A 21,185-nucleotide genomic window follows, 5' to 3' on the forward strand; every position below is an offset into this window, starting at 1 on the left:
ATGAGTATGAAACCATTAAAAGAGCAACCAATCATTGAGTTAAATGATATTGTCGTACAATTTGCCTCTCGTGATGGCACCTTGTTCAACCCAAAAAAATTTACTGCAGTAGGCGGGGTAAGCCTAGATATTTATGCGGGGGAAACTGTGGGTATTGTGGGGCAATCCGGTTGTGGTAAATCGACTCTTGCAAGTGTAATTATCGGTTTACAACAACCTACATCAGGTACGGTGAAATTCAACGGGTTACAGATGAAATACGGCAGTGCGGATGCACGTAAGCAGTTCGGTCGCCAAGTATCGGTGATTTTTCAGGATCCGGCAACAGCCTTAAATCCTCGTATGCGAGTGTTAGATATTCTCAAAGATCCGATGGATATTCACGGCGTGTTGGAGCCGAATGAGCGAGAGAAACGCGTTTACGATTTACTGTCACGTGTAGGCTTACCGCGTTCTGCCGCATTAGTTGAGCCAACCCGTTTATCCGGCGGTCAAAAACAGCGAGTTGCAATCGCCCGAGCATTAGCGCTAAATCCAAAATTGATTGTCGCGGATGAACCGACATCCGCGCTTGACGTATCGGTTCGCGCCCAAGTGCTTAACTTACTTGCCGACTTGAAGAAAGAACTCAATCTTGCGATGGTATTTATCTCGCATGATTTACAAACGGTTCGCCAAGTTTCAGACCGTATTGTGGTCATGAACGGCGGCTTAATCGTAGAGCAGGGAGAAGCAAACCAAGTGTTTGACTACCCACAAAAAGAATATACCCGAACCTTATTAAATGCAGCGCCATCGCTGCTTTGATTACGGAGTAACAAGCGGTAAGATTGTGCAGAAAATTTGCAAATCTTACCGTTTTATTTTCTAACTGAACGTGATATTGGTATGGTTAAGAACTATTGTTCTACTCATCTAAATAGGAAATATTATGGCTGACCAACTTTCTCCCCGTGCTCAATATATTAAAAAACACGGCTTTTTAAGTGATCAAGAGATATTGAACCGCTATCAAGCTAAGTACGTAGAATTTGAAAAACAAGCGGAAATCAGTTTGCTTGGACATTCGCTATTTGATCTGTGGATGGATATCGACGGTTATCAACCGATGCTTGCAGGTAAATCAACCGCAAATTTAGGTATATCGGGTATCAGCGCATTTCAGTATCTTGATCTTATTGTTCGTCCGAAACGAATTAAGTGGCTGGGCGATACGGTCTTTCTCTTTTTAGGCGTCAATGATATTGCGAAAGAACTCGATTATTCTCCTGAAAACCTCGTGAAATGGTTGACAGAAATCGTGGATGGTTTGAAACAAATCTCGCCTCATTCCAACTATTATTTATTAGAAGTGACACCAACCCTTAAACGGGAAAACGTGACTAACGAGCAAATCCGTCAACTCAATCGTTACCTTAAACAGCACTGCCCGAATACGTTGCATTTTATTGAAACTTACCAAGCATTTAGTGATGAAAATCAAGATTTGAGGGCAGAACTCACGTCTGACGGTATACATTTCACCAAAGCCGGTTATGACGTATTAGTCGGATTATTAAGGCAGTTTGTCAAATAGTATGAATAGGCTCCATATATCCCACACCATTCACACCGAGTTACTTGTCGTCGGTAGCGGTATCGGTGGCTTAGCCGCAGCAGTTGAGGCTCAGGATAACGGAATTCAAACTACATTGATTTCTAAATCCGCGATTGGCGGTGGTGCAAGTTATTTCCCGCTAAAAGCAACTTTAGGCATTCAAGTAACGGGCGATCAATATGACCGCATATCGTTTCAAGAAGATATTGAACGGGTCGCTCAAGGGCAAAATAACCCTCAAATTGTCAAAGCCTATATTGAAGAATCTCCGCAAGCAATTGAATTATTAACGAGGATAGGGTTTAAACCGTGGCGACGTAATGACAATCGCCCGGCTTGTTTTGCCAAATATCCCCGCCCGATCTATTTAATTAATCAATGGCGGGAAGCTGCGCAAAATGCCAAACGTATTTTAGCGGAAAAACAGATTCGCTATTTTGAAAATGCGACTTTGCTTTATATCGCGACGGAGCAAAATCAGGTTCAAGGCGCAGTATTCAGCTATCATACAAGCGGTCAGATCCAGCATATTTTTTGCAAAACTTCGCAAATTATTCTGGCAACAGGAGGGATCGCCGGCTTGTATAAAGATAATCTTTATCCCGCCGATGTGATTGGCTCGACTCATTATGTCGCAAAACAGGCAGGCGCAAGTCTCGTGAATTTGGAATTTATTCAATTTATTCCGTCGTTTGTCGAACCGAAATATAAGGTGCTGTTTGGCGAGCATACTTTGAAGTATGTAACGAAAATCACCAATAGCCAAGGTCAGGATCTATTCAGCCATTTATCTGCCGAACAATTCCAAAAAATGATGCTGCAACGCAGTGATTATGCGCCATTCAGCATTGATTTTGAGTGTGTTGAGTTTGATTTGGTAATGATGAAACATCTATTGGATAATCCGCAAGAAAAGGGCATTTATCTTCATTATTCAGCTGCACTTTATCAGGATCCGCAAGAGTTTTATACGGTTTATCTTAGCTGGCTCAAACAAGAGGTCGGCATTGATTTATGTCGGGATCGCATTGCGATCGCTCCTTTCGCTCACAGCTGTAACGGCGGCATTGTGATTGATGAGAATGCTCAAACGGTGGTAAACGGCTTGTTTGCTGTCGGAGAAGTCGCTTCCTGTATTGAAGGAGCAAACCGCTTAGGCGGCAATTCGGTCGGCGGAAGTTTGGTGTTTGCTAAACGGGCTGTAAAACGAATTTTACAAAATTTAGTCCGCAACCGACCGCTTGTCAGTGAGGAAACGGCGATACAACAAGCACAAATATATTTCGATTCGTTAGTTAATCCAAATAATGATAGAATGTTAAGTGCGAGTCGAGTGCTAAGTGCAATTCGCGAAAATATGTCGACATTCGCCAACGTTTATCGCACACAAGATAATCTTATTTACCTGTTGCAGAGCTTGAGAATGCTTGAACAACAGTATAATCCGTTAGATTACGTGAACTATCAAGGGATTGAAATTTATCATGCACTTAAAACCGCACAAGCGGTGGTTGAAGCGATGTTGCAACGGCAACGGAGTCTTGGCGCTCATTACCGTAAGGATGGGTAAAACAGAGGTGAGGGACGCTGATTTGCGTCCCTTCGTTATTGGGTATTTTTTAAGAAACTTCTTGAAAAATAGGCTACGCAAACGTTTTCTTTTTTTGTAAAATGACGCAGTTTTGCCGCAAGGCATTTTGAGGTATTTATGGTTGACTACATTATTGTCGGAATTATTGTATTTTCTTTACTTGTCAGTCTTTGGCGAGGATTTGTGAGTGAGGTGCTTTCTCTTCTCGGTTGGATTATCGCCTTTTTTGTCGCCAGTAAATTTTATCCGTATTTGAGTAATATGTTGCTGCAGGTGGATTCTGCCTATATTCAAAATTCAGAATATTTGCGCAACGGCATTGCCGCTGCAATTTTATTTGTTGCGGTATTAATTGTAACAGGTGTGATAAACGCCTTGCTCAGTCAACTGTTTAATAAAACCGGTTTGACGGGGACCGATCGTGTATTGGGCGCAGCATTTGGCGCATTACGCGGTATTTTTATTGTGGCAGCAATTTTGTTCTTTTTGGATACATTCACCCAGTTCAGTCAAAGTGAACTATGGAAAGAATCACAACTGATTCCGCATTTTGACTTTATTGTGAAATGGTTTTTTGAGCAATTACAAGCAAATTCGAGTTTTTTAAAATCTACTACTAATTAAGGGGTAATTATGTGCGGCATTGTCGGCATTATTGGCAATACACCTGTAAATCAGGCGATCTATGATGGACTTTCTGTATTACAACATCGAGGGCAGGATGCCGCAGGTATTGTGACTATTGACGATGAGAACCGATTTCGTTTACGTAAAGCAAACGGATTAGTGAGCGATGTTTTTCGCCAAGAACATATGTTGCGTTTACAAGGACATATCGGGATTGGTCATGTCCGCTATCCGACAGCCGGAAGCTCAAGCGTTTCGGAGGCACAACCGTTTTATGTTAACTCGCCTTACGGCATTACTTTGGTACATAACGGAAATTTGACCAATAATGCAGATTTAAAAAAATTACTGTTTAATTTAGCGAAACGCCATGTAAACACTAATTCGGATTCCGAATCACTGCTTAATGTTTTTGCCTATTATTTGGATCAATACCCGACAGAACCATTAACGGCAGAAAATGTGTTTGAAGCTATACGTAATACTAATAATGTAATATGCGGCGCTTATGCGTGCTTAGCGATGATTATTGGTTACGGTATGGTTGCGTTTCGCGATCCTTTTGGTATCCGTCCGTTAGTGTTAGGTAAGCGTGAAGTTGACGGCAAAATCGAATATATGTTTGCTTCAGAAAGCGTGGCGTTAGATGTTGTCGGATTTGAGTTTGTTCGTGATGTTGCACCGGGTGAGGCGATTTACATCACGACAGATGGTCAGTTCCATTCTGCAATTTGTGCAGAAAATCCGAAACTCAATCCGTGTATTTTTGAATATGTCTATTTTGCCCGCCCGGATTCCGTTATTGATAATGTTTCCGTTTATACGGCCCGTCGCCATATGGGAAAATTCCTCGGTGAAAAAATTGCGGTGGAGTGGAAAGATATTTTAGATGACATTCATGTTGTTATTCCTATTCCGGAAACGTCAACGGATATTGCTTTACATATTGCTCAAGTATTAGATAAGCCGTATCGTCAAGGATTTGTTAAAAATCGTTATGTGGCACGCACTTTCATTATGCCGGGTCAGGCACAACGAAAAAGTTCGGTCCGCCGTAAACTGAATGCGATTTCAACAGAATTTAAAGATAAAAATGTGCTGCTGGTTGATGACTCAATCGTGCGTGGTACAACCTCTGAACAGATCGTCGAAATGGCTCGTTCGGCGGGGGCTAAAAAAGTCTATTTTGCATCCGCAGCACCGGAGATCCGCTACCCGAATGTTTACGGTATTGATATGCCGACGTGTGAAGAATTAGTGGCTTATAATCGTACGGTAGAACAAGTCGCTGAGATGATCGGTGTCGATCGCTTGATTTTCCAAGACTTAGAGGCGCTATTTAAATCGGTTCAGCTTGAAAATCCGACAATTCATGATTTTGATGCTTCGGTATTTACCGGTAAATATGTGACCGGTGATGTCAGCGAGGCTTATTTAGATGCGATAGCCCATGCCCGTAATGATGCCGCAAAAGCAAAACAAGCAAAACAGGCTGCCAATCTTGAAATTCATAATGAAGGATAAGGATTTCCAATAATCTAATCTATACGGCATAATGTAATTGTTTAACAATACATTATGCCTTTTTTATTCTGAAATGATTAAAGAAGTGTAATTAACAGAAAATTCACATTTTGCTTGGCTTAAATTTATCTATTTTTAATCAGGCATGTTAGAATCGCTCCATTAAAATTGAGTAACGAGAGGATACCAAATGGCTAAACAAAATCTTCTGACCGCGCAAGGTGAGCGCGTAGCCATTGTAGCAGGATTAAGAACACCTTTTGTCCATCGAGATACAGGGTTTAAATCGTCTTATGCGACAGATTTAGGAACGATGGTCACCAATGAACTATTAAGCCGTACTGCAATTGACCGTAAACACGTCGAACAATTAGTCTTCGGACAAGTTATACAACAGCCGGATATTCCTAATCCTTCCAGAGAAATCGCTCTATCGTTGAACATGCCGTATTTACAAGCTTATACCCTAAGCAGCTCTTGTTTATCGGGTATACAAGCTTTGGTCAATGTAGCCGGTAGTATTATTAGCGGTTCTATTTCCACCGGTATTGCAGGCGGTACGGACTCTATTTCAAACGCACCTTTTAATATCAGTCCTCGCGTTATTTATAAATTTAAAGAAATTTTTAAAGCTCCGACTTTGGATGAAAAATATGCCCGATTCCGTCGTTTTTCTTGGCGTGATCTTAAACCTCACGGTGTTAATCTGAAAGATTATATGACCCAACTCTCGGTGGCTGAAATTTCCGAACAGATGGCGCAGCAGCATCACATTAGTCGCAATGCGCAAGACGAATATGCCAGACAATCGCATATTAAGGCACAAGATGCTTGGAAGATCGGCTTATTTAAAGACGAAGTTATTCAATCTTTCCCTCGTCCTTATACGGATTTTGTGGTTTCCGATACGTTGATTTCGGCGGCAACTCGCCCGACTTATTATCAGCGCTTTTCTCCATTAATGAACAAAAGTTACGCCACCGTTACCGAAGCCAATATGCCGAAAGCAGTAGATGGTGCAGCAGCCGTATTATTAATGCGAGAACAACGAGCGAAGGAGTTAGGATTGACTCCTCTCGGCTATATTCGCAGTTATGCGATTACCGGTAATGATATTTGGCAAAATATGTTTATGGGAGCAACTATCGCCAGCAGTCTTGCGTTAGAGCGAGCAAATCTTAGCCTGAAAGAGATGAATTTCATTGATATTCATGAAACCTCCGCCAGTCAAATGCTCGTGAATTTAGAGTTATTTGCCTCGGATATTTTTGCAAAAAATCATCTCAATCGTACCGCTTGTATCGGAGAAATCGATCCTAGTAAGTTAAATCACTTGGGCGGTTCGATTGCATTTGGTAACCCGCGTGCGGCAACCAGCTTGCGTATTCTTATCCAATCGCTTAATGCGCTAAAACGTAGAGGCGGCGGTTTATCATTAATTGCTTCAAGCGGTTTAGGCGGCTTGGGTGCGGCAATGGTACTTGAAAGCGAATAAGGAATATAAAATGACAGAACAGTTAGTGCAACAAACTCTTTCGCCTTTCCAAGTCGAGATAGATGACAATCGAATTGCTATTGTAAAAATCAATGTAGAAGGCGAAACCTCAAACTGGCTTCCGGAACAATTTGTTGAAAGTTTACGTGATGTTATCGGTACGGTGATTTATCAACAAGCCCGAGCGGTGATGTTTGTTTCTGCAAAGCCGAAAGGTTTTATTAAAGGTTTTAAATTATCAGTATTACGCGGAAAAACGGAAGAACAATTAAAAGCGTTTTCTCATGAAGCGCAGTTGGTGATGCGTGAAATTAATACGCTAAAAATGCCAGTTGTTGCGGTGATCGACGGTGAGTGTTTTGGTGTTGGATTGGAACTTGCCTTAGCCTGCGATTTTCGTATTGCCAGCGAAGAAAGTTATACGGCATTTGCTATGCCGCAAATGCGTTCCGGTATTTTACCTTTTGCCGGCGGTACACAACGTTTACCTCGCCTTATCGGTTTACAAAATGCGGTGACCTTATTACTCTCAGGACACAAAATCCGAGCAGAAAAAGCGCTGAATATCGGTTTGGTCGATAAACTCATTCCGGCAAGTAACCTGTTTGAAACGGCTTATCAGCTAATTATTAATAACCAAATCAATAAAGTTGATCATAAACAGCCGTTAACGCGTTGGAAAGCACTACGTAAACAGCTTGAAGGTAATCGCTTTTTGCGTAATAAATATTTAGATCATGTTGAAAATCGAGTATGGGATAAAGCTTTCGGCAACTATCCTGCCGTGATGAAACTCATTGAATTGTTGAAAGAGCCACATTTCAAAGCCGGTTTATTACTCGAACAAGAAGCCTTATCGGAGCTTTTTTTCACAGAACAATCCCAAGTCCTGATCAATTTAAAATATACTGAAAGAGCAATGAAAAAGCAGTATGTTGATCTCGCACAAGTACAGCCGGTCAGACAAGTTTCGGTATTAGGCAGTGGCTATATGGGGGCGGGTATTGCATACCTCACCGCAAATAATGCTCGAATTCCGGTAAGAATCAAAGACATTCATCCGTCGGAAATTCAAAAAGCCTTACGTACTTGTTATGACTTTATGCAAAAAGCGATGAGTCAAAAATTACTTTCATACGGTGAAATGATCCAGCGAATGAATTTGATTACTGGTGGTGAACGTTTGGTTGCGGCGAAATCGACGGATTTTATTATTGAAGCGGTTTACGAAAAACTTGAATTAAAGCAACAGATGGTACGTGAAAGCGAAGATTATTATGGTGAACACGCCATTTTTGCCACCAATACTTCAACTTTTGCTATTGAGGATATTGCCTCTGTTGCCAAAAGACCGGAAAACGTGATCGGCTTCCACTATATTAGTCCGGTAACGAAACGTAAAATTGTAGAAATTATTCCGCATGGAAAAACCAGTCAACACGCGATTGCAACCGCAATCCATTTTGCAATCCAGCAAGGAAAGACACCATTATTGGTAGCAGATAAAGAAGGTTTCTTTATTAATCGTATTTTAACGCCTTATTTATTGGAAGCGATTCAATGTTTGGTTGAAGGTGAAGGCATTGAATTTATTGATCGCTCATTACAGGAATTCGGTTTCAAAATCGGTCCTTTGGCCATGATTGATGATATTGGTTTAGATGTGATGGTGAAATCCAATCCTGCAATGGTGGCGAAATTAGGTAAGCGTTTTGCTTTACCGGAAAGCGTTCAGTTATTGATAAGTAATGAGCGTAAAGGTCGCAAAAACAAACGTGGCTTTTACTTATACGATTCAAGAGGGGAACGTACCCAAGAAGATAAAAGTATTTATCATGTAATGGAGACCATTACTCATAATGATCTTGAAGGCGTAGATATTGCACGTCGTTGTATATTACGCATGATTAATGAGGCTTGTTGGTGTTTGCAAGATAACGTTATTCGTTCAACGGACGAAGGGAATGTCGCTTCTGTATTAGGTTTAGACTTCCCCGATTTCCGTGGTGGTATTTACGCTTATATTGAAAAAATCGGTGCAAAAGAAATTGTGCATCAATTACAAAAACATACTCAGCTTTATGGGGATCGATTCACACCGTGTGATTGGTTATTGCAAAAAGCCGAGCAAAATTAAACTTTTTATTCACATCTTATAGAAGGAATCCAAAATGAAATTATCAACCGTTGCAGTTTCTGTTATTGCTGTAGTTGGCGTAGCCTCTGTGGGCGGCAGCTGGTATACAGGTAAACTGGCAGAAGAGAAATACAACGAAATTATTGAACTAGCAAACCAGAACTTAAAATCCCTTGGTATGTACGGGATGGAAGCTCAAATTAAAGAGGTTAAATTCAATCGTAATTTCTTTAGTTCGGATGTGAAATATGAATTACAAGTAAAATCGAACGGTGAAACAAACACGTTTATCGGTGACGATAAAATTTACCACGGTCCTTTTCCGTTAAATCGTTTGTCGAAAGGTAATATCGTGCCGGTGATGATGAGTGCGGAAAATAAAATTGCCGTTCCGGAGAGTTTAAAACCTCGATTTAAAAATGAACAATACGCTGTCACCGGACAGTCGAATATCAGCTATTCAGGTGATGTGAGCGGGACTGTAGAAACCAAACCGTTTACATCGGAAGACGGCACTTTGGATATCTCCGCAACACAATCGGACTACGACTATGATAAATCCGGTAATGGTAATGTTAACGCGAAAATTGCCAATGTTAAAATGGTCGATGTTACCGGTGCAGTCATTGCCGCAGAAGATTCAGAATACAATATCGATTTTCTCAGCAATAAAGAATACGCTTATTTAGGCGAGGGAACCTACAGCGTTAAATTCAAAACATTTTCATTTTCTGATGGCTCTCTTTCGCAAGAATCCTTCATATTTAATGATCTTATCGCAAAAGGGAAAAATAGCATTAATAACGGACGTTACAACAGCAAAGGTGATTTCAGCGCTCAATTGGAAATGAAAAGCCCGACAAATGTGACTAAATTGGGTAAATTATTCATGGACATGGAAATGGACGTTGATGCCAAAATCACGAACGATGCGATGCCTTATTTATCGAATGAAAATATGTATTCTGCGGAGGCAGACAAAGCCTTTATCTCTGTGTTTACAAATGCGGTGAAATTTAATATCAAAGAGTTATCTCTTGAAAATGCCAAAGGTAAAAACAATGTCTCTTTAGCCTTAAACATGGATAAGTTTGATCCGAACAAAATGGCAAATATGACGGATTTTCTTGGCGTATTTAAACAATCGGCGTTAGATATCAAACTACATTTGGCTTCCCTTGAAGAGCTAGTGAAAGAAGCTAATGCTTCCCAAGGAATGGAAAAAGAACTTGCGGAGCAACAAGCGAAGCTCATCGTTAATGAATTAGTGAATAGCGCACAATCTAGCGGCACGGCTTTGGTAGACAGCGAGAGTATAAAATTCAATTTATCTATTGATAATGGTAAAGTCTCACTAAATGGTAGAGACGTTCCTCAAGAAGAAGTGGAGCGTGAATTGATCATGTTAATGATGGGATTCGGTGGATTATAATTCTAAACCATCAGAAACAAAGCCTTGTTATTGTAAAATAGCAGGGCTTTTTTATTACAAGCGGTCAGTTTCAACCTATTTTTTGCAAATTTAGTCACGGTGTTGAATCTGACTCCGTTCATTGTCGTTTGGGGTAAAATGGATGTAACCGAATCAGGTGATACACAATGAAATAGAATGATATAAACCGGCAGAGGCAAAAAAATAGTCTAATGTATTGATATAAAAGATAAAATAAAAAAACCCGATACCAAAAAACAGTATCGGGGGAGGTCTTACCTAAGGAAATGAAAAAAACTTGCTACTTGAATTCAAGCACTTGCGTAGTATAGGACTAAGCTCTAGATAAATAGTTCAATAAAATTTCAAAAAATTTTGCAAAAAGATCACCTGTTTTGGTGCTTGTGCTAAAATCGGGAAAAATTTCAATACCTTAACAAAAATGAGCCAAACAACTTTTTTTATTTATGATTATGAAAGTTTCGGTATCAACCCTGCAACAGATCGCCCGGCACAATTTGCAGGGATCCGAACCGATAGCGAATTCAATATTATTGGTGATCCCATGATGTTTTACTGCAAACAAACATCGGATTATCTACCCACACCTGAAGCCGTGATGGTCACCGGGATCTCCCCGCAATTATGTAATCGGGAAGGAGTGTCGGAACCGGAGTTTGCCGCACGTATTCATGCTGAATTCAGCCAACCGAATACTTGTATTATGGGTTACAACAATATTCGTTATGACGATGAAATGACCCGCTATACCTTTTTCCGAAATTTTTTCGACCCGTATGAATACAGTTGGAAAAACGGCAATTCCCGTTGGGATCTGCTGGATGTTGTGCGTGCGTGCTATGCATTACGTCCTCAAGGTATTGAGTGGGCTTATGACGATCAAGGTATGCCGAGTTTTAAGTTGGAAAATCTCACTAAAGCTAACGGTATCGCTCACGAAAATGCCCATGATGCTATGTCTGATGTGTATGCAACTATCGCGATGGCAAAGCTCATCAAACAAAAGCAACCTAAGTTGTTTCAGTTTTTTTGGGAAAATCGAGGTAAAAAAGCCTTAGAAGCTATGATCGATACTGGTGAAATGACGCCGTTAGTTCATGTTTCCGGTATGTTAGGAAACTATCGTGGTAATACCACTTGGATTGCTCCTTTGGCGTGGCATCCGACAAATAAAAATGCACTGGTTGTTTGCGATTTGGCGGGAGATGTGAGTGGGTTACTCAATGAATCGGTTGAACAATTGCGTGAGAATCTTTACACCAAAAAAGCCGATCTGGAAGAACAAGGATACCGCGCGGTACCTTTGAAATTGGTACATATCAATAAATCGCCGATTCTCGCGCCGGCAAAAACCTTATTACCGGAAAATGCCGAACGTTTAGGTATAGATCGTGAAGCTTGTTTAGCGAATCTCAACATACTAAAAGCCAATAAACGTATCATAAGAGAAAAAGTGACGGATATTTTCAGTGAAGAACGTCAGTTTGCCGCGTCAGACAACGTGGAAACAACATTATATGACGGTTTTTTTGAGCCGGCAGATAAAAACAATATGGCGATTTTACGTGAGCTAAAACCATTAGAACTGGCAAATCATGGCTTGTGTTTTAATGATCCGCGCATTGCGCGGCTATTGTTTCATTATCGCGCCAGACATTATTCGGAGACGTTAACCCGCGCCGAGCAAATTCGCTGGCAAAAGTATTGTCATCAGCAGTTGGAACAAAAATTACCGCAGTTTGAAGCATCTCTTGAACAATTATTCCAACAATATCATGATAACCCTCAAAAAGTCGCCTTATTAGAAGAGCTAGCGAAGTATGCGGAAACATTGTGGGTCGGGAAAATCTATCATTCAGCGTCTACAGCGGAATCGGAAAAATTAGTGAATGCGCTAAATCAAGTGGCGGAAAAACAGGCGACTAAGGCTGAAAAAATAAAAGTTTTGGAAGCGTTATTGGCGAATAAAAAATAAACTTCTTCAAGCTATGGACAATTGATATACAAGGCATTAACATTCATTAATTTTTTATTACATTCAGTTTTTAAGGAGAATAAATGAATAAAACATTATTGACGTTGGCGCTTGTTTCATTTTCATTAGCCGGCTTTGCCAATACTCAACCTGTCGCTGCGGAACAAGCGGTCACTTCTGCCCCAAAATTTGCAAATAATGCATTGGTATTACAAACAGATTTCAGCTTAAAAGACGGTGCCGTTTCCGCAATGCAAGGTGTTGCATTCGGCGTAGATCGTGACCTTAAAATGTTCGATTTAACTCACGAAATTCCGGCTTATAACATTTGGGAAGCCGCGTATCGCTTATACCAAACCGCAACGTATTGGCCGGAAGGCACCGTGTTTGTCAGCGTAGTCGATCCGGGTGTCGGAACAGAGCGTAAATCGGTGGTGTTAAAAACCAAAACAGGTCATTACTTTGTTACGCCGGATAACGGAACCTTGACTTTAGTCGCCGAGCATTTGGGTATCGACGCATTACGTGAAATTGATGAAACCAAAAACCGTTTAGCCGGTTCGGACAAATCTTATACATTCCATGGTCGTGATGTTTATGCTTATACCGGTGCGAGACTTGCTTCAGGAAAAATCAGCTTTGAAGATGTTGGTAATGAATTGGAGCCGAAAGTCGAAACGATCAGTTACCAAAAACCGGTATTTGAAGACGGTGTGCTAAAAGGTAATATTCCGGTATTAGACGTGCAATACGGCAATATTTGGACGAATATCAGCGATGAATTATTAACCCAATCCGGTATTCAAAAAGATGGTCGTGTTTGTGTTGAAATCAGCGAACATCATGGCGATGAAGTTAAAATCCGTTATAGTGGCGCCATGCCGTATAAAAATAGTTTCGGTGATGTAGAAGAAGGTCGTCCGTTGATGTATTTAAACAGTTTGTTAAACGTTTCTTTTGCATTAAATATGGAGAGCTTTGCAGACAAATATAAAATCAAATCCGGAGCCGAATGGTCTGTTGCTGTGAAATCTTGTGAAAAGAAAGCAGATAAAACCGAAAAAGCAGCCGAATAATTCTGATTTTACCCCATCGTTATGATGGGGTATTTCTATTTTTACTTATCTTTATTCTCATGCGTTTAATCGAAAAACATCCTTTTCCTGCAATTCTTCCTTCCCATGCAACGGTAATGATGATGGGGACTTTTCCGCCGACGCCGGATAAACGTTGTATGGAATTTCATTATCCGAATTTCCAAAACGATATGTGGCGAATTTATGGCGCCGTCTTTTTCAATGATTATGATTATTTTCAAGTGAAAGGGGAAAAACGCTTTGATCCGATTCGAATAGAGGCTTTTTTAATCGAAAAAGGCATTGCTCTCTGTTCGACGGCAAAAAGCGCAATTCGAGAGCAGGGTAATGCTTCAGATAAATATTTGAAAATTGTAGAACCGGTTGATCTGAACGAAGTATTAGCAGCATTACCTCATTGTCGTTGGCTATTTACCACTGGCGGAAAAGCCACAGAAACGTTGTTAGGTTTACTGCCACAAAAAGTAAAAGAACCGAAAACCAACAGCTTTATTCCATTTCCGTATTTTCCGCAACGAGAACTGTTTTTATACCGTTTGCCTTCCACGTCTCGAGCTTATCCCCTGAGCTTGGCAAAAAAAGTAGACGCGTATCGAGCGTTTTTTCAACAGGTTAGGTTGATTGATTAAGGAGATTTCATGATTCGCGATTTGCATAGCCACAGTACCGCTTCCGATGGTGTACTGAGTCCGACCGAATTAATTCAACGTGCGGTTGAAAAAAATATCGGTATGTTGGCATTAACGGATCACGATACCGTGGCAGGTATTGCCGAAGCCAAAGCCTACGCTCAGACACAACCTATTCATTTTATTGTCGGGGTGGAAATTTCAGTGCTATGGCAGGGAAAAAGTATTCATCTTGCCGCCTTGAACATTGATGAACAACACACGGCAATCACGACATTATTAGAAAGCCAAGCCGAATTACGTCGACAGCGTGCGGAAAAAATTGCTGAAAAGTTGGCTAAAGCGGGGGTTCCTAATGCTTATGAAGGGGCAAAAGCTTTAGCGGAAGGCGAAGTGACCCGTGCGCATTTCGGGCGTTTTTTAGTTGCTCAAGGCTACGCACGCAATGATGAACACGCATTTAAGCGTTATTTAGGTACCGGCAAAACCGCTTACGTTAAACCGATGTGGTGTTCAATCGAAGATGCCGTACAGGCAACGCACCAAGCAGGCGGTTTAATTTGTCTTGCTCACCCGCTACGTTATAAATTAACGACAAAATGGATCCGTCGTTTGATTGAAGATTTTAAGCGGGCGGGCGGAGACGGTATCGAAGTGATGGGTTGTGCACAAACACCCGATCAACGTCAGCTTCTTGCCCGTTGGGCGGAGGAGTTTGATTTACTCGCTTCCGGCGGATCCGATTTTCACTATCCCTCCGACTGGATTGAATTGGGAAAAGGGCTTGAATTACCTTTGCAATGTAAGCCGGTTTGGGAAAAATTTTAATTGAAGTTACGTAAACTCGATTTGCAAAAAATGTGCCCAAACTGACCGCTTGTATTTTCCTTTGCTACTTATCCCCGTAAACAGTCGGGGATTTTCATTTTAAAGGCTGAAAAAAAGTCGCTTTTCCGTTAAACTAGCAGCCTATTTTTAACGAGCTAGAGAACCATAATATGGCTGAACAAACTACGCCGAAAGATAAACAGATAGAGCAAGTTAATATCGCTCCTCATTCGATGGAAGCGGAGCAAGCCGTATTGGGCGGAATTATGCTGGATAATGAGCATTGGGATAATGTGGCGGAACGGGTTCAAACCGGCGACTTTTATAATTATGCGCATCGTTTGATTTTTGAGCAGATGGTAGAGTTGAGTAGAGATAATCAGCCGATTGACATTATTACCCTCGACCAACGCTTAAAAAATAAAGGCATTTTACAAGATGTCGGTGGCTTTGCTTATCTGGCGGAGCTGTCCAAAAACACGCCGAGTGCGGCAAATATTTTGGTTTATGCAGATATCGTGAGTGAGCGCGCTATTCGGCGTGAATTGATTTCCGCAAGTAATAAAATAGCCGAAATCAGCTACAATCCGAAAGGAATGTCCGTAAAGGACGTGCTTGATGAAGCGGAACGTTCGGTATTTCACATTGCCGAAAAACGAACGTCAAGTGATCAAGGACCCAAAAAAATCGACGATATTTTGATGGAAACATTAAGTCGTATCGAAATTTTATCCAAATCCAGAAACAATAACGGCGTGACCGGTGTAACGACTGGTTTTATCGAACTGGATCGAAAAACCGCAGGATTACAACCTTCAGATTTGATTATCGTCGCCGCTCGACCTTCTATGGGTAAGACCACTTTTGCCATGAACCTGTGTGAGAATGCTTCATTACAAGATATCGAAGAAATGGACGAACACGGCAATATCGTTAAAAAACCGAGTAAACCGGTATTAATTTTTAGTTTGGAGATGCCGGCTGATCAGATCATGATGCGTATGTTAGCCTCATTATCACATGTCGATCAAACCAAGATCCGTACTGGTCAAGTTCATGATGATGAAGATTGGTCGAAAATTTCCAGTACGATGGCGATTTTACAAGAGCGTAAAAACATCTATATTGACGACAGTTCTGGTTTAACTCCAACGGAACTGCGTTCTCGTGCCAGACGGGTTTATCGTGATAACGGGGGATTGAGTTTGATTATGGTCGACTATTTGCAATTAATGCGAGCGCCCGGTTTTGCCGATAACCGAACTTTAGAGATCGCCGAAATATCCCGTTCTCTGAAAGCGCTGGCAAAAGAGTTGCAAGTGCCGGTAGTCGCACTTTCTCAGTTGAACCGAAGCTTGGAACAGCGTGCTGATAAACGCCCGGTGAACTCGGATTTACGTGAATCCGGTTCTATCGAGCAGGATGCGGACTTAATTATGTTTATTTATCGTGATGAGGTTTATCACGATAATCCTGATTCAAAAGGTGTTGCCGAAATTATTATCGGTAAGCAGCGTAACGGGCCGATCGGGCGTGTTCCATTGGCATTCCAAGGAAAATTCTCGCGCTTTGCGAATTATGAAGGCAGTTACCGAATAGAAGACGAATAATATGTTGTGTGCAATTTATAAAAGCCCGAAAAAAGAGGGAATGTATCTTTACCTTGCTAAACGTGATCAATTTGATGGAGTGCCGGAAGCGCTACGCAAAGTATTCGGGAACCCCCAATTTGTGATGATGTTTAATTTGGTTGGTGAAAAAACGTTACAACGTGTAACGAATCAGGAAGTGTTACGGAAAATTGAGGCGGAAGGATTCTATTTACAGATGCCGCCGCCGGTGGAAAATCTGCACAGCGAATTTATCGCTCGCCAAAAGGAGCAAAAGTGATGCGTTGTCCGTTTTGTTCGACCGAAGAAACCAAAGTTGTCGATTCCCGTTTGGCATCCGACGGCTTTCAGATCCGTCGCCGTCGAGAGTGTCACCATTGCAAAGAACGTTTTACCACTTTTGAAACGGCGGAGTTGATTATTCCGCATATTGTGAAAAACAACGGAAACCGAGAACCGTTTGATATCCAAAAATTAAGAGCAGGTTTATCGCGCGCGTTGGAAAAACGTCCGGTTAGTGCCGATGATCTGGAAAAAGCGATCAACAATATTGTGCATCAATTGCAGGCAACCGGTGAGCGTGAAGTATCCAGTAAATTTGTCGGTAATCTTGTGTTAGACGCACTAAAACAGTTAGATAAAGTTGCTTATATCCGCTTTGCATCGGTTTATTTAAGCTTTGATGATATTACGGAATTTACTAAAGAGATCGAGAAATTAAGATTAGACGATTAACAAGCGGTCACTTTTGGGGATTAATTTGCAAAAATAAAGGCGCCTTTTGAGCGCCTTTATTTTTTTAGGTAAATTGTCAGAGGTATTCCACATCGACAATATCAAATTCAACATTTCCACCGGGGGTTTTGATATTGACCGAATCATCGATATCTTTGCCGATCAAACCTCGTGCAATCGGCGAGTTGACCGAAATTAATCCTTCTTTAATATTGGCTTCATCATCGCCGACAATGCGGTAAGTCACTTCTTCTTCGGTTTTGGTATTTAATAGCGTGACGGTTGCACCGAAAATCACTTTGCCGTGATTATGCATTTTCGTGACATCAATAATTTGCGAGTTACCGAGCTTACTTTCGATTTCTTGAATACGACCTTCACAAAAGCCTTGTTGTTCACGCGCCGCGTGGTATTCCGCATTTTCTTTTAAGTCACCGTGTTCACGGGCTTCTGCGATAGCGTTGATGATCTCCGGGCGACGCACATTTTTTAAGAAGTCGAGTTCTTCACGTAATAATTCGGCCCCACGCACAGTCATTGGAATCTGTTTCATTATTTATCCTTCCAGATTTTAAATTGCAAAAAAATTTGTGCCAAAACAGTTATTTCATAAGGATGACCTTGCAAAATCGGCTGTTTTGGCAGCGTTATGTGTGATAAATCAGTTAAAATTCCGATTAAATCAAACTGTTGATGAATATAAATGGAGTTTTTGATTTAATGGTTTACGAATGGTTTTCAAGTGGCTATTATTCAACTTCTTTAGAAAAATATCAACCTTCATTATGATTTTACAGTTAACAAAATATCGTCGTTCTCTCCTTGTTTCAACCCTGTTTCTTCCTCTGTTTGCGCAAGCTAATGTTGATATCGGCACACTCTTGCCTAGCTTACCTGCCGGCACTTCCGTCAGTTTTATTGCCAAAAATTTAGATACCGAGCAAATTATTGCAGAGTATCAAAGCAAAAATTTTATGTTACCTGCCAGTACTCAAAAAGTTTTTACGGCGTTGGCGGCAAAACTGGGATTACCGGAAGATTTTAAATTTCAAACGGCATTGCTTACCAACGGCAGTATTCAAAACGGTGTATTAAAAGGCGATTTAATTGCTCGTTTTACCGGAGATCCGGATTTAACCGCTGCACAGTTGGCTCAATTAGTCACACAGCTAAAAAAGCAGGGAATTCATCAAATTCAAGGTAATTTGATCATGGATACATCCGTGTTTGCCAGCCATGATAAAGCTGCGGGTTGGGTATGGAATGATTTAACGATCTGCTTTAGCGCACCACCTGCAGCAGTGAATATCGACAATAACTGCTTCTATGTGAATTTAGATGCTAATCAGCCGGTAGGCAACTTGATTAAAGTGAATATTCCATCCGCCTATCCGGTGCAAGTATTCAGTTCTGCTTATGTGGCGGATAAATCGGAGGCGGCTTATTGCCAACTCGATGCGATAGTGAATGACAATAACCGCTATCAAGTTCGAGGTTGCTTGGCGAAACAAGATAAACCGTTTGGATTGAGCTTTGCGGTGCAAGATCCGACAAGCTACGGCGCCAATTTAATTAAAGCGAATTTGAAAAAAGCCGGCATTCAGTTTAACGGGCAAGTTCAACAGCCGTTCAAAGCACAGCAAGGCACATTGTTGGCAGAACATTATTCTGTGCCATTGCAAGATTTACTGAAAAAAATGATGAAAAAATCGGACAATCAAATTGCCGATGCATTATTTCGAACGGTCGCCAACAAACAGTATAACCGTCCGGCAACCTTTCCTCTTGCCAGTCAAGGAATGCGTAATTTATTAAAATCTAAGGTCGGAATTGAATTTGATAACAGCGTAGTGGTAGATGGTTCCGGATTATCCCGCCATAATCAAGTCAGTGCCGAAACCATGTTACAAACCTTAGAAGTGATTGCAAAAAACGAAGCAACGTTAAACCTGTTTGAAACTTTCCCGATTGCAGGTGTGGACGGCACGTTATCCGGGCGAGGTTCTATTTCTGCGGAGCCGCTCGCCAAAAATATGATAGCCAAAACCGGTGCATTGAAAGGGGTATATAACTTAGCGGGTTATATGAAAAACGCTCGGGGTGAGCGGATTGCATTTGTACAGTTTATTAGCGGTTATTCCACCGGTGAGTTAGAGAGTAAAACCAAACGTGCGCCGTTAACGCAATTTGAACGCAATCTTTATATGGCGTTGTATAACGATTAACAAGCGGTCGGTAATTAAGGATTTTTTGCAAAAACAGAGGGCTCGAAGAGAGCCCTTTGAATTTGCAAATAATTGCCCGAAAATGACCGCTTGTCAGTGACGGAAATGGCGCATACCGGTTAATACCATTGCCATACCGTGTTCGTTGGCGGCGTCGATCACTTCTTGATCTCGCATTGAGCCACCTGGGTGGATAACGCAAGTAATGCCGACTTTTGCCGCTGCATCAATGCCGTCACGGAATGGGAAGAAGGCATCAGATGCCATGACACAGCCTGCTACTTGTAAGCCTTCGTCTTCCGCTTTAATACCTGCGATTTTCGCTGAGTAAACTCGGCTCATTTGTCCTGCACCGATACCGATTGTCTGTTTGTTTTTGGCATAGACAATCGCATTGGATTTAACGTATTTCGCCACTTTCCAGCAGAAGAGTAAATCGTCTAGTTCTTCTTGGGTTGGTTTGCGTTCAGACACGAATTGTAAATCTTCAACAGACACTTGTCCTTGGTCGGCATCTTGGACTAATAAGCCACCATTGACACGTTTGAAGTCTAAACGTGGTTGTGCTTCGCTAAATTCGCCACATTCTAATACACGCACGTTTTTCTTTTTCGCTAAGGCTTCTTTAGCTGCTTCAGAGATGGTTGGCGCGATGATCACTTCAACAAACTGGCGTTCTGCGATGGTTTGTGCCGTTTCACCGTCCAATGTGCGGTTAAATGCAATGATGCCGCCGAATGCTGAAGTTGGATCCGTTTGATAGGCGCGGTTGTAGGCTTCCAAAATATCCTTACCTAACGCGACACCGCAAGGGTTAGCGTGTTTAACGATCACACAAGCCGGTTCGTTAAATTCTTTGACGCATTCCAAGGCGGCATCAGTATCGGCAATGTTGTTGTAGGAAAGGGCTTTGCCTTGCAGTTGAACTGCGGTTGCCACAGACGCTTCTTTGAGTTCGTTTTCGACATAGAATGCGGCGTTTTGGTGGCTGTTTTCACCGTAACGCATGGTTTGTTTGCGGATAAAATTGAGATTTAACGTACGTGGAAATTGTCCGCATGCTTGAGTTAAGTCTTCTTCCTCGGCACCTTGATACGGCGGCACTTTTTGTCCGAAGTAGTTGGCAATCATGGAATCGTATTGGGCGGTATGTTCAAACGCTTTGATTGCAAGATTGAAACGGGTTTCTAAGGTAAGTGAGTTTTGATTTTGATCCATTTCAGCAAGAATGGCGTTAAAATCGTTGTTATTGACGACAATCGCAACATCTTTATGGTTTTTGGCGGCAGAACGCACCATTGTTGGTCCGCCGATGTCGATATTTTCTACTGCATCTTCAAGGGTGCAGTTTGGTTTAGCAACGGTTGCAGCAAATGGGTAGAGATTCACCACAACCATATCAATACGTTCAATGCTATGCTGTGCCATCACTTCATCGTCTGTGCCACGACGACCTAAAATCCCACCGTGAACTTTCGGGTGTAAGGTTTTGACACGTCCGTCCATCATTTCCGGAAAGCCGGTGTAATCCGATACTTCGGTCACGGGTAAACCGCGGTCTGCGAGTAATTTTGCTGTTCCGCCTGTTGAGAGTAGTTTTACACCACGTTGAACTAAGCCTTGGGCAAATTCAACGATGCCTGTTTTGTCAGACACACTTAA

At 41.6% G+C, this 21,185-nt stretch carries 18 protein-coding genes; 16 read left to right on the top strand and 2 right to left on the bottom strand.

Annotated features, from left to right (window positions below):
* From ACEYJ7_RS01980 to nrdR, 15 genes are all read left to right on the top strand, one after another.
* Positions 1-807: an ABC transporter ATP-binding protein gene (locus ACEYJ7_RS01980; RefSeq protein WP_373777344.1), complete on the top strand. Its 807-nt coding sequence runs from the start codon at positions 1-3 to the stop codon at positions 805-807.
* Positions 808-931: 124 nt separating this feature from the next.
* Positions 932-1,576, top strand: coding sequence for a GDSL-type esterase/lipase family protein (locus ACEYJ7_RS01985; protein ID WP_373777345.1), 645 nt, complete (start codon positions 932-934; stop codon positions 1,574-1,576).
* 1 nt (position 1,577) lies between these two features.
* Positions 1,578-3,167 (top strand): FAD-binding protein, encoded by a 1,590-nt coding sequence (locus tag ACEYJ7_RS01990; RefSeq protein ID WP_373777346.1) that lies wholly within the window; start codon positions 1,578-1,580, stop codon positions 3,165-3,167.
* Positions 3,168-3,305: 138 nt separating this feature from the next.
* Positions 3,306-3,812, top strand: coding sequence for a CvpA family protein (locus ACEYJ7_RS01995; protein ID WP_373777347.1), 507 nt, complete (start codon positions 3,306-3,308; stop codon positions 3,810-3,812).
* Between the two features lie 9 nt (positions 3,813-3,821).
* A complete protein-coding gene (gene purF / locus ACEYJ7_RS02000; RefSeq protein WP_373777348.1) occupies positions 3,822-5,339 on the top strand; it encodes an amidophosphoribosyltransferase in 1,518 nt (505 codons plus the stop codon).
* 190 nt (positions 5,340-5,529) lie between these two features.
* Positions 5,530-6,834: an acetyl-CoA C-acyltransferase gene (locus tag ACEYJ7_RS02005; RefSeq protein ID WP_373777349.1), complete on the top strand. Its 1,305-nt coding sequence runs from the start codon at positions 5,530-5,532 to the stop codon at positions 6,832-6,834.
* Positions 6,835-6,844: 10 nt separating this feature from the next.
* Positions 6,845-8,971, top strand: a complete 2,127-nt coding sequence (locus tag ACEYJ7_RS02010) for a 3-hydroxyacyl-CoA dehydrogenase NAD-binding domain-containing protein (RefSeq protein WP_373777350.1) — start codon at positions 6,845-6,847, stop codon at positions 8,969-8,971.
* 34 nt (positions 8,972-9,005) lie between these two features.
* On the top strand, positions 9,006-10,403 hold the full coding sequence (locus tag ACEYJ7_RS02015; RefSeq protein ID WP_373777351.1) for a YdgA family protein: 1,398 nt from the start codon (positions 9,006-9,008) through the stop codon (positions 10,401-10,403).
* Between the two features lie 442 nt (positions 10,404-10,845).
* Positions 10,846-12,399, top strand: coding sequence for an exodeoxyribonuclease I (gene sbcB, locus ACEYJ7_RS02020; protein ID WP_373777352.1), 1,554 nt, complete (start codon positions 10,846-10,848; stop codon positions 12,397-12,399).
* 83 nt (positions 12,400-12,482) lie between these two features.
* Positions 12,483-13,475, top strand: coding sequence for an S-adenosyl-l-methionine hydroxide adenosyltransferase family protein (locus ACEYJ7_RS02025; protein ID WP_373777353.1), 993 nt, complete (start codon positions 12,483-12,485; stop codon positions 13,473-13,475).
* A gap of 59 nt (positions 13,476-13,534) precedes the next feature.
* Positions 13,535-14,125: a DNA glycosylase gene (locus ACEYJ7_RS02030; protein WP_373777354.1), complete on the top strand. Its 591-nt coding sequence runs from the start codon at positions 13,535-13,537 to the stop codon at positions 14,123-14,125.
* 9 nt (positions 14,126-14,134) lie between these two features.
* The gene (locus tag ACEYJ7_RS02035; protein ID WP_373777355.1) at positions 14,135-14,953 is read left to right on the top strand and encodes a PHP domain-containing protein; all 819 of its coding nucleotides are present in this window, start codon (positions 14,135-14,137) and stop codon (positions 14,951-14,953) included.
* Between the two features lie 170 nt (positions 14,954-15,123).
* Positions 15,124-16,563 carry a replicative DNA helicase gene (locus tag ACEYJ7_RS02040; RefSeq protein WP_373777356.1) on the top strand — a complete coding sequence of 480 codons (1,440 nt, stop codon included), beginning with the start codon at positions 15,124-15,126 and terminating at the stop codon, positions 16,561-16,563.
* 1 nt (position 16,564) lies between these two features.
* Entirely contained in the window at positions 16,565-16,843 is a 279-nt protein-coding gene (locus tag ACEYJ7_RS02045) for a YcgL domain-containing protein (protein WP_373777357.1), read from the top strand.
* A complete protein-coding gene (gene nrdR, locus ACEYJ7_RS02050) occupies positions 16,843-17,298 on the top strand; it encodes a transcriptional regulator NrdR (RefSeq protein WP_373777358.1) in 456 nt (151 codons plus the stop codon). The genes ACEYJ7_RS02045 and nrdR overlap by 1 nt, the downstream gene beginning before the upstream one ends.
* A 76-nt stretch (positions 17,299-17,374) precedes the next feature.
* Here nrdR and greA read toward each other — a convergent pair whose 3' ends face one another.
* Complete coding sequence (greA, locus tag ACEYJ7_RS02055) at positions 17,375-17,851, bottom strand: transcription elongation factor GreA (RefSeq protein WP_373777359.1); 477 nt, start codon at positions 17,849-17,851, stop codon at positions 17,375-17,377.
* 232 nt (positions 17,852-18,083) lie between these two features.
* Here greA and dacB point away from each other — a divergent pair, with 232 nt between their 5' ends.
* Positions 18,084-19,523 (top strand): serine-type D-Ala-D-Ala carboxypeptidase, encoded by a 1,440-nt coding sequence (gene dacB, locus ACEYJ7_RS02060; RefSeq protein ID WP_373777360.1) that lies wholly within the window; start codon positions 18,084-18,086, stop codon positions 19,521-19,523.
* Between the two features lie 93 nt (positions 19,524-19,616).
* On the opposite strand, the gene purH is transcribed toward dacB, so the two are convergent.
* On the bottom strand, positions 19,617-21,185 hold a 1,569-nt coding region (gene purH / locus ACEYJ7_RS02065; RefSeq protein ID WP_373777361.1), incomplete at its 5' end, for a bifunctional phosphoribosylaminoimidazolecarboxamide formyltransferase/IMP cyclohydrolase.

The organism is Glaesserella sp., assembly GCF_041814905.1.
In the GTDB taxonomy this organism is placed as follows: domain Bacteria; phylum Pseudomonadota; class Gammaproteobacteria; order Enterobacterales; family Pasteurellaceae; genus Glaesserella.

Bases quoted from the DNA above. Each gene is read 5' to 3' on its own strand.
- ACEYJ7_RS02045 (WP_373777357.1), top strand. From the start codon at position 16,565: ATGTTGTGTGCAATTTATAAAAGCCCGAAAAAAGAGGGAATGTATCTT.
- ACEYJ7_RS02035 (WP_373777355.1), top strand. From the start codon at position 14,135: ATGATTCGCGATTTGCATAGCCACAGTACCGCTTCCGATGGTGTACTG.
- ACEYJ7_RS02025 (WP_373777353.1), top strand. From the start codon at position 12,483: ATGAATAAAACATTATTGACGTTGGCGCTTGTTTCATTTTCATTAGCC.
- nrdR (WP_373777358.1), top strand. From the start codon at position 16,843: ATGCGTTGTCCGTTTTGTTCGACCGAAGAAACCAAAGTTGTCGATTCC.
- ACEYJ7_RS02010 (WP_373777350.1), top strand. From the start codon at position 6,845: ATGACAGAACAGTTAGTGCAACAAACTCTTTCGCCTTTCCAAGTCGAG.
- sbcB (WP_373777352.1), top strand. From the start codon at position 10,846: ATGAGCCAAACAACTTTTTTTATTTATGATTATGAAAGTTTCGGTATC.
- ACEYJ7_RS01995 (WP_373777347.1), top strand. From the start codon at position 3,306: ATGGTTGACTACATTATTGTCGGAATTATTGTATTTTCTTTACTTGTC.
- ACEYJ7_RS02015 (WP_373777351.1), top strand. From the start codon at position 9,006: ATGAAATTATCAACCGTTGCAGTTTCTGTTATTGCTGTAGTTGGCGTA.
- ACEYJ7_RS01985 (WP_373777345.1), top strand. From the start codon at position 932: ATGGCTGACCAACTTTCTCCCCGTGCTCAATATATTAAAAAACACGGC.
- ACEYJ7_RS01980 (WP_373777344.1), top strand. From the start codon at position 1: ATGAGTATGAAACCATTAAAAGAGCAACCAATCATTGAGTTAAATGAT.
- ACEYJ7_RS02030 (WP_373777354.1), top strand. From the start codon at position 13,535: ATGCGTTTAATCGAAAAACATCCTTTTCCTGCAATTCTTCCTTCCCAT.
- dacB (WP_373777360.1), top strand. From the start codon at position 18,084: ATGATTTTACAGTTAACAAAATATCGTCGTTCTCTCCTTGTTTCAACC.
- ACEYJ7_RS02005 (WP_373777349.1), top strand. From the start codon at position 5,530: ATGGCTAAACAAAATCTTCTGACCGCGCAAGGTGAGCGCGTAGCCATT.
- ACEYJ7_RS02040 (WP_373777356.1), top strand. From the start codon at position 15,124: ATGGCTGAACAAACTACGCCGAAAGATAAACAGATAGAGCAAGTTAAT.
- greA (WP_373777359.1), bottom strand. From the start codon at position 17,851: ATGAAACAGATTCCAATGACTGTGCGTGGGGCCGAATTATTACGTGAA.
- ACEYJ7_RS01990 (WP_373777346.1), top strand. From the start codon at position 1,578: ATGAATAGGCTCCATATATCCCACACCATTCACACCGAGTTACTTGTC.
- purF (WP_373777348.1), top strand. From the start codon at position 3,822: ATGTGCGGCATTGTCGGCATTATTGGCAATACACCTGTAAATCAGGCG.